The organism is Bacillus sp. TH13, from assembly GCF_016651175.1.
GTDB lineage: Bacteria > Bacillota > Bacilli > Bacillales > Bacillaceae_G > Bacillus_A > Bacillus_A thuringiensis_S.
On sequence record NZ_JAEKEJ010000025.1, the window covers coordinates 301880 to 314404 of the forward strand.

Here is a 12525-nt window from a genome sequence, read left to right on the forward strand (position 1 = left end):
AAAGAGATCGTCACATAGTACTTGTTAGATAGACCGATATGGTACGTGAATTTCAAATACACCATAATAACTTAAAACAACAATAATAGTGAGCGGCTATTCATACAATATCTTTCTCGAATTGTTTTCCTTTAAAATACTTCAGTAGTTACATAATTAAATTCCATTAACCTCTATAAATAACTAGTCCAAAAAAATCTATATGCATATCATGTTATAGTAAAGAATTCAGGAAATCCTAAAAGGAGGCATTTTCATGTTTGAAGATAAATCTAAAATCAACTACCCATATGAATTTACAGAAACTACAACAATCCCTCTAAAGAACCCCATTGATAAAAAATTCAAAAACGGCTCTGGTACACATACTTTCCCAATTAAAAAACACTATAAAGAACAGGTGTTATATACGGAAAAAATTAATAATAATAAAAATAAATAATCGTATAGATCCTTATGACAATTAACCAAATACGAATCAATATTGGGCCATGCATAGTTATGTCTTTAATAATGTAAAAATCTTCATTATACAATTCATGCACCTTTTAAAAAGTGCTGTATACAGCGCTTTTTTATACATAGATAAATGTAAGCTAACGCAGCCAAGAAATAAACTGCAAAATTACTTCACCATATTCTCGTTTAACAATTAAATCTACATATTAAAAGGGAGCAACAGTAAATGTTGCCCCCTTTTGAAATGTAATTTATTCACTTGTCAAAAGAGAAAAAACTTCGCTACTAGCAAATCGCATAAAGACGAGATTTTTTTAATTAGTCGCATACATTTTTCTCTTTTTGTTAATAATTTCACAAAAATATTTATATACTTTCTCTTGTTTTTTAATATATAGTGTTCATCAAAATTATATGACACATCCATTTGTTAAATATTGATATATCGCAAAAATCGACTACTACTATTTATTTCCACACCAATTGCACACCTTTTTTAGAGTAATAGTATGTCAAAATTTTAGATATTCTTTGCATCAGAACCCAATAAGCTATGTATAGCTAGGCACACCTATAGATATGGTGTAAACCCCACTTTTTCTTTTTTCATACTGGACTAAATTAATTATATATAATTTAATTAACACCCTTTGAATTATGCATATAAAAATGAAGTTCTACATTACATTTGAATATATTTATAAATAATTAAATATAAGGAAATCTCATTTTAAATATCAAATTCCTGCATTATTCACTATCCTAAACTTTATATTTATGAACGTTATTTGCAAAATCATTCTTTTTATTCATTTCTATATTTTTGCATAAGAGTTATTCCAGTAATACCTATTACTACCACAACTAAACAGTAGATATTTTCTAAGAATAAAAGTGGTGTAGATAAAGCCGCTAATGCGAATAAATATATTCTAGATTTTATATTCTCCCGTTTACTAAACAAAGATAAACATAGAAAAAACATAAAAAATATAAAAGAGTACATACGCATAGCTCCCCAAAAAGGATTTTTACCAGAAGCGTAAACTGTTAACAGAAAACAAGAGCAAAAAATCACAATACTTGTAGCTAAAATTGGAAGTACAATATCCTTTATCTTTTTAAAAAGCCTTTCAAAATCTTGAATTATGCTATAATCTTTTATTATATATATAAATGAAAAAATTTTTTACTCTTTGATTTATATCTTCAAAAGTTAGTATCCTTTTTTCATTTTTTTTACACTATCATAGTGCCAAACTTTAAATTCTCCTATAATACTCTTTAAAACATCACCAACCTTTCTTTCATCCACATATTTAGATAGAATTTCTTTTTCTAGTTTCTCAATAATTTGATCTTCATCAAATACTATAACTATTAAATTAAGAAATTTCCCTAAAACATCTTTTTCTATAGATAAGGATTTCAATATGTATTTTTTTATTTCAGCTGATTTGGTCTTTTCACACAGTTGCTTTAAAAAATCTTGAAACTCATCTATATTTAATTTTTCTGTTTGAAACTTATTTATATTTTCATAAACTTTATTTTTTGTTATTATTTTTGTTTGTAACTAACATAAATTCTATTTTATTAAGAAATTCATTTTGCATACTTATATCAATCTCATTAATTATCATGGTCCAATTAAATATTGTCTTCCATAAGTCCATATCTAAATCTGTTAAATTCTTTGTGTTGTTTTCACTGTCTAATTTCATAGAATGTTTTAATTGAATATATATTTCTTTTTCTTCTAGTTCGATATGAATATCGTCTTTTACTTCATAGCCAATTCTTTGAGATGGTTTTAAACGTAATAACAATAATACAAAATATAAAAATTGATAATCAAATCCTATCGCTGTCTTATCCGCTGATGTTTTCTTTTGATGCTGTGTTTGATAAAACATATCTGCACCTCCTATAAAAATTATATTATATAAACGTAATAATAACAAAACAATAAAAATATTCGATCTATTAATCAAACAAATTATTAATCAATAGAAGTATCTTTGTCCACTAATCTAAACAGCACCTTTAGTTTGGAGAAAATACAACTCATTAAAAGTTCTTTTGTCCCTTGGGTTTAACTAATTCAAATTGATTACCTGAACGCCTGCATTCTAATTGATATACCTTTTATATCTCACCTTCTTAATTTCATATTCATTAATAGGTTTCAAAACACAAATTAAGTCATAAATTCATATGCTACAGATCCAATGAACTCATGACTTAATATTAGTATTCTTCTCTACATATTCTTTAATTTGATAATACGCTCCGTAACTGATTTGTGCAGCTTTAATTAATTGATTAACACTAGTAAAATTATTCCCCCATATATCAATCGCTTTTTTAACACATCGCTTATAGTATTGTTCATATGTTTCCACAATTGACGAAACATATTGCATGGTTTTTGGATAATTCTCACGGTACTTCCCATATAAAGTTAGTTTATTTAATAGGTTTATTGCAATTGATGTCTCTGTTATTCTAACTGGCTTTTCTATGTTATTATCCCAATCTGTTATTAACTGCTGAATATCTTTTAATAGCTGCTCATCCCGTTCTGACCAATCCACTCTATTTTTATTACCTGTCGGCAATGCGAGAGGCATGTTTTCTTCAAACCATACTCTGTCATTTTTTATTAACCAACGATACGCTGCTGATCTTTCTTCTGAGATTTGCTTACGTGTAGTCATGGGATTGATCTTTTGAAATTCTTTTATTTCAGTGTAATAATCTCTTTGATTTTCAAATACTTCTTTTTTTACATATAACCCTTTATTTGACCAATAGCCATTTAGCTTTAACCTCTTAGCTTCTATTTTAATTTTCTTCGTTGAAACATCCAACCGTTGAGAAATATAATTTAATGGCTGTTTTTCCTTTACCATCTTGGCTAAGGCATTATCCCATACTTCTCCAAATTGATGAATTCTTTTTACCTTAAAGTTCTCTTTATCAAATTCTTTATTTTCCATCGGTTCATTACATAAATATTGAAAACCACAATCACACTTAAATAATCCCACTGCTCTTTTTGTATATTGACTATGACTGATTTCCACATTTGTAATATAGTAGGCTTCCTCATGACTAAAAACCGGATTTATACACTTCCACGGGCCCATTCCAAAAGGACGATATTCATAATCCTGTTCAAAGAACTCTTGCAATGTATTACATAAAAATAATATGAGTAGTATATGACGTAAAGGATGCACAGATTTCCCTTTAACAGCACCAGAAATCCAACTTTGAGAAGCGTTTACCTTAAATTTAAATCCTATTTTTTCTAATGCGTCTTCCGAATAGAAAGATCTTATGTCATTCATTAGCTTTTGATGTTTTAATGTATGTCCATCATAACTAATATATCCTTGTTGTTTTAATCTTTCATTATACTGTCTCTTAATAAACCCTGGTGTTACATTAGCTGTAGTTTCAAATAACCATTCAATCTGATTTGCTATTTTAACTCTCCAATCTTCTTGTTCTAAAAAAAGTATATTTGAAGTCCAGCTTTTCATATATGTAGATACAGAAACTAGACTTCGTCTATTCTTCAAAGGAGCTTCTTCTAGAAGAACCAAATGCTTTGTACAGACCATATATCCTTGGATCTGATGTAGTCTATTCCAATATGCTTCCCCAAATCCCCCTTCTTGTTCCTTGGAACATAATGGGCAAAAAATAGATTTTCTTTTAATTTTAAATCACCACTTATTAAACCTAATTTAAAAATATGTTTAACTCCAACTCCACTTGCCAATTCTTCCATGAAAGAACATTTTTCAGCTTCGTTAAGAAATACTCCATAATAAGGGAATGTAGTATGATATTTTATAAAATATTCAACGTTATAATAGGAAGAAATTAATTCATTACTCGCAATATTATTAATATCTGTCGGAAACTCAATATGCACAGTTTTATTATCTTTTCCAAATAAATTCTTATAACTTTCTTTAACAGTTTCATTACCCATATGAGTATGAAACCTTGCAACGATACTATATAAAGATTCATTCTCATACGGTTTCGGGAAGTATTTCATCTATCTCCCCCACATTTAAATTATTCACTCGAGATAATATCATCTTTTACATTAATTACATATGTCTCATCTTTACTATAATCTGTAATCTTAGCCTTTCTCTTTTTTGAAGACTTTTTGTCACTTGGAAGATTAGCTTTTTCTAGTTCTTCAACCATTAATTTAGTAGTTTCCTGCTCTACTACTAATCTATCTTTTTGAGGATTATTCTTCATAAATATATATTGAATTGCTTGTTGCGCTAAAAATTCTTCACTCATATTTTTTTCGTAAGCTCGCAATACATCTCCAACAGCCTTTTTTACCTCTTTATACCCAAATCCAATTGCTTGAATTTTATCTATTAGCTTTAACTCTAATACTTCTTTAGTATCTTTTTGTTGCATTTGTTCTTTTTGTTTTTCTAAATGATACTCCATATTAAGCGCTTCAATCTCATTATCTATAATACCTTCTGATTTTTCATTTATAAAAGTTATTAATATATCTTCGTATTTTTTCATTTCGGCTTTATTCCCAGACTTAATTGCCGATAACATAGGTTTTAATATTCGTAAATGTTTTTTAGAGGCTTCTTGAAACATTCTTGGTGTAATAATTTCCTTCTTCTTTTTCATCGTTTCCATTTGAGTAAGGATATACGACTTTATTGCTACAGCAATGATTCCTTGGCAAGATTCATAAAATGCATCACGTAGTTCATCCGTTAATGGCGTTATTTCCTTTGTCCACTGGTATTTCCAAATCACTTCAACAAATAGTTTCCATTCACTACTATCCTTCTCTAAATTGCTCCAAGTCAAATATCCTTGTCCGCACATTCTCCGCGTTTGTCTTAACGCCTTACCAAATAAAGTTTCTGTTTTTGGTGTCCCAACAAAAATAATTGGTATTTTACTGCGATTTGTTAATGTAACAAAAAAATTCATCATCATTTCTTCGCCTTGACTTTTTGCAATACTTAAATGTTGAATTTCATCCACTATTAATATCCCAATAGCATGTATGATAATTAGATTTTCTATCGCCAACATTAGCTGAGTAACATTGGCACGTCCACCTCTCATCTTCGTTACAGCATAGTTAGTACCTAATATTCTATCTAATTCACTAAAAAATGCTGCAGCTAATCCTTTTAATGTGCCATCATGCGGACAATCAATTTTTAAATACACCACTTGCGTACGTAAAAAAAATTGCCCCTCATATTCTTTATGTTGAATAACTTGTGGGTACATCGACAACAATCTATTTATACTTCTCGATTTTCCACCTCCAGATATCCCGATAACTAAAAAACCTTCACTTGCAACTGTTTTTTCTAAATTATAAGTAAATTCACCATCTAACATAGAATGATATATATCATTTAAATGAACCTTTTCCTTTCTATCTAAAGGGTTCCTTTGTAAATAACTTTGCCTTAAAGCACAATCAAACATTTCATATAAAATTGAATGTCTAAAGAACGGCTGAAAAAATTTATTAAGCCTTCTAAGATAATGTATCCTATAATGCCTTAATTCTTTCCGTTCTTCATCACTATACGCCGGATAATGCAATAAGCCTTTAATCATTTCTTTAGAATCCAAAACAGGTGAAAGGGTTTCAAGAAAAGGGTTCCCTTTGTACTCTTCTATTTTTTGTTCTATATAAACAGCATCATGCCAATCAGCATCATCTACGTGTAAAGAAAGCTTTTTATCTACATCCTTACATTCTTCCACTTCCATCCTCCCTTTCTTTCAATACTTCCAGAAATAGCTCCATATCATTTTGCTCATACTCTTCAATTTCTTCTAATTCTTGATTATCATAATCAGATTTTTGTTCTTCTGTATTCAACAACCTTTTGATTTGTTTATGTTCTTCAATTTCATCAAGGTACATTCCCTCTTGCGGCAATCTATTATAACTTTCTTGTAATGTATTCTCATTTATATTTTTCAGTCTAGCGGTGTTACTTTCAGGTTTTAAATCCAAAACCCCCATTTGTCTTTCTTTTTGCATCATTTACCATATTTTGCACCCGTTTGGAAAAAGTCAATTCTCTTTCTAAATCCTCTGTATAATGTCGATCTTTTAAATATTTTTCATACTCTTGGATAGCTTCTATTTCCATTAATGATTTTCCATAATATGGGCTTCTTGAGTCCATTTCAAATACTATAAATTTTCTCGTTTCAGGATTTCGATAATACATATAAGTCATATTTCTTGCATCATATACAATTTCTATGGTCCTTGTCTTCTTTCTAGCTAGAGCAAACCACTGCTTTACATTTTCTTCTTCCGAATCATATATTAAATTCCTTACTTTAAGCCCTTCCTTAGTAATCCTTCCTTTTATACTAGTCATACACATATATTTCAGTTCATTATGAGGTATTTTTGACAATAGTCCAGAAGAGTTTTGAATCCCCCATTTCCATAATTCATTTGGAATTGGAGACACTCCATCTCTTATTAAATCAGCGGTCATTTCATAATTCTCAAGTGTACTTTGATTATAATTACGTATATACTCAATAATATATTTTCGAAAATCATCAATAGTTAATACCGCATCTAATCGTACATCTTTACTACCTCTTGTACCAAAATTTTTATCAATATAACCAGGAAAAAACGGCTTAGCTTTCTGCTGCACTAATCCTAAAGCTCTTTCAACAATACCTTTCAGGTCCGCCCTATAACTGGGGGTATTTTTCGTATTAAGACCCAAAAGTTCAATTAATGGTTCAATACCTTTACTTTTTAATTCTCCACGATCTGCAACAATGGCCTGAGGCTTATGCTCAGCAATCCATTCTTCTGAACCAATATTTATCCCAAGGTCTCTACAAAATATTTGCTTATTACATGCTACCGAATAGAATGCTAATTTTGCTAACTCTAAAGAAGCTGGCCTAGTGTCCACATGAAAACCAGTAATCATTCTACTAAATACATCCAATACAAAATAAAGAGTGGCGCGACGTATAATAGCATTCGGGTTTAATGCAGACACTAAATATACATCTATCGGAGTAGAATCTATTTGAAAGACACTCCCAGGGCCAAAAACATGGTTATTAGATTTGTCTCCTAAATACCTTTGACCTAAATTGTAATTTCTCTCTCCCATTCTAGCTTTCGTCACATATAGCTTGTCGGTTAATTTTTTACCCCAGTATACAAATTGATTCAAACTTAATTGAACAATATCATTTCTAAGTATTCTTCTTTCTTCACTACCAACTATAATAGTAGTCGAAAAATAATCATCTAAAAATCCTATATAGGCTTGCTCAAAAGTACTATTACCATTGACATAATATTTTGTGTAAGCTGCTTTTATTTTCACCTTTATATCTTCTGTAACATTTTGTCCATTCCCTCGTACCAGTTTTCTCTTCCTTGGTGTACCTACCTTTGTCTCTCCTAATTTTTTATCCTTGCCTTTACCTCCACACATTTCGTAATTACCTATTAGTACGTTTTTATTTTGACCATATCTCCAATATCTTCTTAACCATCTATAAATAGTGCTTTTCACATATCCTTTTTCTATTAGTTCATTTATCATTTCTCCTCTTTTTGCTTTTTCAAATACAAATGGCATATTTTCTCTCGATACTAAATCCTTAATCATCTTCCAGCGTTCTTCCCTTTTCTCCTTCGACAAGCTATCCAATTCATACTCAAAACTATTCACGATATAAGGATGTTCTATAACTTCTATTAATTGACCTGATTTTAGCATTTCTAACACTTTTTTTACTTTTATAAAAATAGGAAGAGATTTTTCTCTACTAAATTAAACCAAACTAAATGTTCGTATGTACTATCAATCCATAACAGCCGAAAATATTGACTCTCCATTTCTGCATCGATTTCTTTTAATACCATATTTACAAATAGTTCACTCATATCAATATCCACTCTTTCAATAGTAATGAAGAACAATTTATCGTATATAAATCAATTTTTTCAAAAACATCAATATGAACTAAACGCTGAAGAACTAAATAATAAAATAATGAAATTGCAGTTCCTATTTCAAGATTATTTAATCTATCAAATCGATGAAGTTCATCTCTTAATCTGTTAATTGAATTTAATAAGGTTATATACAATTGTTGAAGTAATTCTTGTAAATGTGGTTCCTCAAATAGACTCTCTAACACACTATAAGCATTAAACAACATTGTTAAGTTATTAGTCAGTGTAACCGAGAAGCTCTTTTCAGTTACAATTTTCCAATCTACATTCTTATTTTTCCAGTATAACCTCTCAATTTCAAACTTCTCACAAACTCTTCTTTTACTTAATTCGTTAGTTAATTTAATGGTTCTAGCTATATCTATTAAATTGTTATCTGAATCTTTAATTGTGATCATAAAATCTGTTGTTAGTATATGGGGGGTATTGGTAGTAGAATCCGTAGGATATTTGACACCAAGTTCATTTGCTATATGTATTGCCAGCTCTAAATCAAACAATGGGAATTGTTCTCTAATATCTATTACTCTTGGTTGAGAATCCAGGAGTAAAAAATAAGCATACTCTACATTAGAGAGTAAATGGTGTATTCTTTCTGTTTTATTTCCATGTGCTCGAATTATCATTCCTTTTGATGGAAAGTCATATACTTTTATCCAAGGGATATATGCAGCTAGCTGTCCCATCCCTCGACCTTCTTTTAAATTATTTTTCATTTTTTTATAAGTCCATCTCCGATTTTTCATATTCCCTCCAATTTTCTTGACATAAACTTATTCTTTAATTATCTTCTATTTACCTACAAATCACTTTTCAAATTTTCATTATGTAGTGTAACTTGTTGATAAATAAACTCTTCAAGTTCTTTATTAATCTTATTATTCAGTCCAACTCTATATCTTAACTTACTATAAGTAACTTCTTTATTTTCAAATTCGGTCTGTAAATAAAAAGAATCCTACGTTTACGAAATTCAAAGACTGATTCCGTTACGCTTTTTACATAACTAATGGTAAGCGGATACAAATTAGCGGTTTCATATAAATTTGTCCATGCTCCGCCCATAGCCTTTTTTATAGAACTAATTGTAATTCTTTTTAATGCCTTGTTTTCCTTTTCATATTGGTGCCACTCATTTATTAATTTTTTTGCTTTCTCTAACATAATTCTGTCTCTGTTCTCATATTTATTCCAGCGTGTATTCTTGATTGCCCTGGGTGCATGATCTTCTGTCCACTCCCCATCATATTTCATCATCCAACGATATAACGCTGAATTCAGATTATATAATTCCCCTCTAGAATAATCAGGGTACAATTTAATTTGTTCCATCCACTGCAAACGATTTTCTTCTCTTGCTTCATCATAATTTTCTATTATGTTTCTCGAACGCTTTTTATATCTTGACTCAGTATTTTTATTTTCAAAGTCACTTAACTTTTTATTAAATGTTTCTCTGCCCATACCACTTCGTTCTATTAATACTTTGTACGGAACTCCTTTTTCTATAAGTTTTTTTACTTCCTCTCCCCAGACAGGACCTAAACTTATAATTCGCCTGCTAAACTGTTTTACAACTAATGGGTTATTTTCAGGAGAAAATAATCGATAAGTAAATCCACATTTACATTTAAAATCGGCTTTTAATACTAACTTTGTTTTCTCTATACTATAATCAACTTCTTGAATACACTGCTCTAAATAGTGATCCGAAAATGGATTCATACATATCCAAGGCCCTGCTCCAAAAGGTTCAAAAGTGTATTTTTTTCAAAGAAATCCTTAATACTTCCACATAAGTAGTAAATCAACAATAAATGCATTAATGGATGTAAATATTGAATCTCATGTGAAAATAAATATCTCATCCAATTAGGGTAGCCTTCTTTTTGAATATCAAACTTCAGTAATGTAAATATTTCTAAAGGAAAAAACACAATAACCCTTCCTTTAATTTGTTCCTTTTTTCACTCATTGGATAACTTATTCCCTTTATATCCATCAAAGCCTTATATTTTTCAAAATAAAATTCACAAGATTGAGGTTGTAAATTTGAGTTCATCAACCATTCAATATCCTCAGCAATCCGAAACAACCAATTCATAACCTGTTCTTTCTCTAGTAAATTTAATTTTTGTTCTTCTAAGTCTCCCTCATCAATAACTGATAATCCATGTTGAGCATGTAATTTATATACATATATCACTAAAAACTCCTTATGTTTTGTACATACAAAAACACCAGGAACTTGATGAATTCTATTAATATAAAATTCACCATATTCCTGTTTTTGTTCGACAATACAATTTCTACAAAAGTAAATGTTTTTTTCTCTTTTATTATCATTTTTCTCACTTAAATATTTTTTCACCATATTACTTTTCATATTTTTTTTCATAGTCTCTATTACTCGTGTATATTTTATAGATGTTAAAAACGGTTTATAAAATGGGATGGTTGTATGATTTTGAATGAAATATTCTGTAGTAAGGTTGGTAGGTTTATTAGGGATTCCTCCCAATAAGCAGTCTAAATTATTAGGGAAGTCAATTATAGAGCTTTTTTTATCATCACTAAATAACTCTAACATAGTTCGCATTCTTGACATACTAGCTAAATGGACATGGTACCTAAGCATAACACCATATAGCAATTCATTTACATATGGTGTTGGAAAATAAACCACCATCTCTTTTCCCTTCTTTCATAACTTATTAAATTCCTATAAGAAAATTATACATAATAATCACCTGAATTTTAATTAAAATTCAGATTTTTCTTTTTAAAAAAATTATTTTATATTTGATTCCAATGTTTAAAAAAATAAAAAATGTAAATTAATACTTATGAGTTCTATTTTAGGAGGTTACTTAAATGTCAATAATTTGTGCCAATGTAAAGATTTCAGGAACTAGACCACTTTTATTTAACAGATTTACCGAGGATGCAATTCCTATAACAAAACAAGAGAAGTGGGGAGTTCCAGGAAACAACCCTGAAGAATGGAAAAAAACTTTTCAAGCTACCCCGCAAGGTCAACTTTATTTAGATCCTATTTATATTTTCTCTTGTTTACGTGCAGGAGGGAAGTTTATATCTAAAGGCAGAGGAACTTTAGAACCAGAAGTATCTTCAACCCTCCAAGTACTAGATAACAAGATATTTATTAACAGGTTTCTTCCTCCTATTGATGAAATTACAAGGGATGATAAAAGAGATGTATATATTGATGTACGTCCCGTTTCAAGAAGAGGTGTAAAAAATATACGTTATCGTCTAGCTATTTCATCCGGTTGGGAAACTGAGTTCAGTATAATTTGGGAAGGAACCTTAATTAACCGTGAACAAATGAGAGCTATTTGTCAAGATGCTGGTGCGTACGCCGGATTAGGAGATGCAAGAAAGGTTGGATTTGGTCGATTCCATGTCACTGATTTTAGCATCATTCAGGAAAAAGCACATGCCTAAGAAAAGAACCCCTTATGAAACTTGGAGGACAAATATAAGACCAATTGTATGGAACAGAGATAATAGACAATGTATACGTTGTAAAAAGCCAGTCTTATTAAACGAATGCCATATAGACCATATTGTTAGTGGACTAAGGGGAAACAATAAACTTCAAAATTTACGTACACTTTGCAGACAATGTCACGTTCTACGTGCGGATTACTTTCATCAAGGCATGATTGCAAAAGCTTTAAAAAATGGAGTTATAACAGCGAATTGGCGTCAATATGTTTGGGAAGAAGATTCACTATTAAAAAGGTAAAACAGCATTCTTTTATAGTCCCCAATGAAACAGTAACAATATATGAATTCAAATAATGTAGTGTATTTTATAAAACCAAACTAGATGTATGGTACGATTTGATACGGATATAAAATTAAACAATTTATTCTGCTTAATTTTAATTAAGAATCCTTACATACATAGTAGATAAACAAATTTATATTTAAGCAAAGTCACTATGAATTTCACGCTATATTAACACTCTCTGAAA

General features: G+C 29.8%; 13 protein-coding genes and 1 pseudogene. 3 read left to right on the forward strand and 11 right to left on the reverse strand.

The window, feature by feature from the left end:
• Positions 1 to 256 precede the first annotated feature (256 nt).
• Complete coding sequence (locus tag JFU02_RS09760) at positions 257 to 442, forward strand: hypothetical protein (protein ID WP_000461126.1); 186 nt, start codon at positions 257 to 259, stop codon at positions 440 to 442.
• Between the two features lie 1233 nt (positions 443 to 1675).
• Here JFU02_RS09760 and JFU02_RS09765 read toward each other — a convergent pair.
• The 11 genes and pseudogenes from JFU02_RS09765 to JFU02_RS09815 all read right to left on the reverse strand — a co-directional run bounded on the left by JFU02_RS09765 (position 1676) and on the right by JFU02_RS09815 (position 11210).
• Positions 1676 to 1891: a hypothetical protein gene (locus JFU02_RS09765; protein WP_201070856.1), complete on the reverse strand. Its 216-nt coding sequence runs from the start codon at positions 1889 to 1891 to the stop codon at positions 1676 to 1678.
• 115 nt (positions 1892 to 2006) lie between these two features.
• On the reverse strand, positions 2007 to 2375 hold the full coding sequence (locus tag JFU02_RS09770; RefSeq protein ID WP_201070858.1) for a hypothetical protein: 369 nt from the start codon (positions 2373 to 2375) through the stop codon (positions 2007 to 2009).
• Between the two features lie 321 nt (positions 2376 to 2696).
• On the reverse strand, positions 2697 to 4049 hold the full coding sequence (locus JFU02_RS09775) for a TnsD family Tn7-like transposition protein (protein WP_201070860.1): 1353 nt from the start codon (positions 4047 to 4049) through the stop codon (positions 2697 to 2699).
• Positions 4050 to 4060: 11 nt separating this feature from the next.
• On the reverse strand, positions 4061 to 4468 hold the full coding sequence (locus JFU02_RS09780) for a hypothetical protein (RefSeq protein WP_201070862.1): 408 nt from the start codon (positions 4466 to 4468) through the stop codon (positions 4061 to 4063).
• 89 nt (positions 4469 to 4557) lie between these two features.
• Positions 4558 to 6264 (reverse strand): AAA family ATPase, encoded by a 1707-nt coding sequence (locus JFU02_RS09785; protein WP_201070864.1) that lies wholly within the window; start codon positions 6262 to 6264, stop codon positions 4558 to 4560.
• Positions 6251 to 6550 carry a hypothetical protein gene (locus JFU02_RS09790; protein WP_201070866.1) on the reverse strand — a complete coding sequence of 100 codons (300 nt, stop codon included), beginning with the start codon at positions 6548 to 6550 and terminating at the stop codon, positions 6251 to 6253. Before JFU02_RS09790 ends, JFU02_RS09785 begins: the two co-directional genes overlap by 14 nt.
• Positions 6504 to 8291 carry a DDE-type integrase/transposase/recombinase gene (locus JFU02_RS09795; RefSeq protein WP_201070868.1) on the reverse strand — a complete coding sequence of 596 codons (1788 nt, stop codon included), beginning with the start codon at positions 8289 to 8291 and terminating at the stop codon, positions 6504 to 6506. The genes JFU02_RS09790 and JFU02_RS09795 overlap by 47 nt, the downstream gene beginning before the upstream one ends.
• 11 nt (positions 8292 to 8302) lie before the next feature.
• Positions 8303 to 8449, reverse strand: coding sequence for a hypothetical protein (locus tag JFU02_RS09800; RefSeq protein WP_201070871.1), 147 nt, complete (start codon positions 8447 to 8449; stop codon positions 8303 to 8305).
• Positions 8446 to 9267, reverse strand: a complete 822-nt coding sequence (locus JFU02_RS09805) for a heteromeric transposase endonuclease subunit TnsA (protein ID WP_000797481.1) — start codon at positions 9265 to 9267, stop codon at positions 8446 to 8448. Before JFU02_RS09805 ends, JFU02_RS09800 begins: the two co-directional genes overlap by 4 nt.
• Before the next feature lie 154 nt (positions 9268 to 9421).
• Positions 9422 to 10267: pseudogene (locus JFU02_RS09810) on the reverse strand (TnsD family Tn7-like transposition protein); the annotation flags it as partial.
• Between the two features lie 175 nt (positions 10268 to 10442).
• On the reverse strand, positions 10443 to 11210 hold the full coding sequence (locus JFU02_RS09815) for a TniQ family protein (protein ID WP_201070877.1): 768 nt from the start codon (positions 11208 to 11210) through the stop codon (positions 10443 to 10445).
• A 185-nt stretch (positions 11211 to 11395) separates the two neighbouring features.
• On the opposite strand from JFU02_RS09815, the gene JFU02_RS09820 reads away from it, so the two are divergent.
• Together JFU02_RS09820 and JFU02_RS09825 are read left to right on the forward strand one after the other, a co-directional pair.
• A complete protein-coding gene (locus tag JFU02_RS09820; RefSeq protein WP_000022210.1) occupies positions 11396 to 11989 on the forward strand; it encodes a hypothetical protein in 594 nt (197 codons plus the stop codon).
• Positions 11982 to 12293 carry an HNH endonuclease gene (locus tag JFU02_RS09825; RefSeq protein WP_201070880.1) on the forward strand — a complete coding sequence of 104 codons (312 nt, stop codon included), beginning with the start codon at positions 11982 to 11984 and terminating at the stop codon, positions 12291 to 12293. Before JFU02_RS09820 ends, JFU02_RS09825 begins: the two co-directional genes overlap by 8 nt.
• Positions 12294 to 12525: the final 232 nt, after the last annotated feature.

Coding starts and splice junctions, on each gene's coding strand:
- JFU02_RS09770 (WP_201070858.1), bottom strand. CDS start 2,375: ATGTTTTATCAAACACAGCATCAAAAGAAAACATCAGCGGATAAGACA.
- JFU02_RS09820 (WP_000022210.1), top strand. CDS start 11,396: ATGTCAATAATTTGTGCCAATGTAAAGATTTCAGGAACTAGACCACTT.
- JFU02_RS09760 (WP_000461126.1), top strand. CDS start 257: ATGTTTGAAGATAAATCTAAAATCAACTACCCATATGAATTTACAGAA.
- JFU02_RS09800 (WP_201070871.1), bottom strand. CDS start 8,449: ATGAGTGAACTATTTGTAAATATGGTATTAAAAGAAATCGATGCAGAA.
- JFU02_RS09825 (WP_201070880.1), top strand. CDS start 11,982: ATGCCTAAGAAAAGAACCCCTTATGAAACTTGGAGGACAAATATAAGA.
- JFU02_RS09780 (WP_201070862.1), bottom strand. CDS start 4,468: ATGGGTAATGAAACTGTTAAAGAAAGTTATAAGAATTTATTTGGAAAA.
- JFU02_RS09815 (WP_201070877.1), bottom strand. CDS start 11,210: ATGGTGGTTTATTTTCCAACACCATATGTAAATGAATTGCTATATGGT.
- JFU02_RS09790 (WP_201070866.1), bottom strand. CDS start 6,550: ATGATGCAAAAAGAAAGACAAATGGGGGTTTTGGATTTAAAACCTGAA.
- JFU02_RS09805 (WP_000797481.1), bottom strand. CDS start 9,267: ATGAAAAATCGGAGATGGACTTATAAAAAAATGAAAAATAATTTAAAA.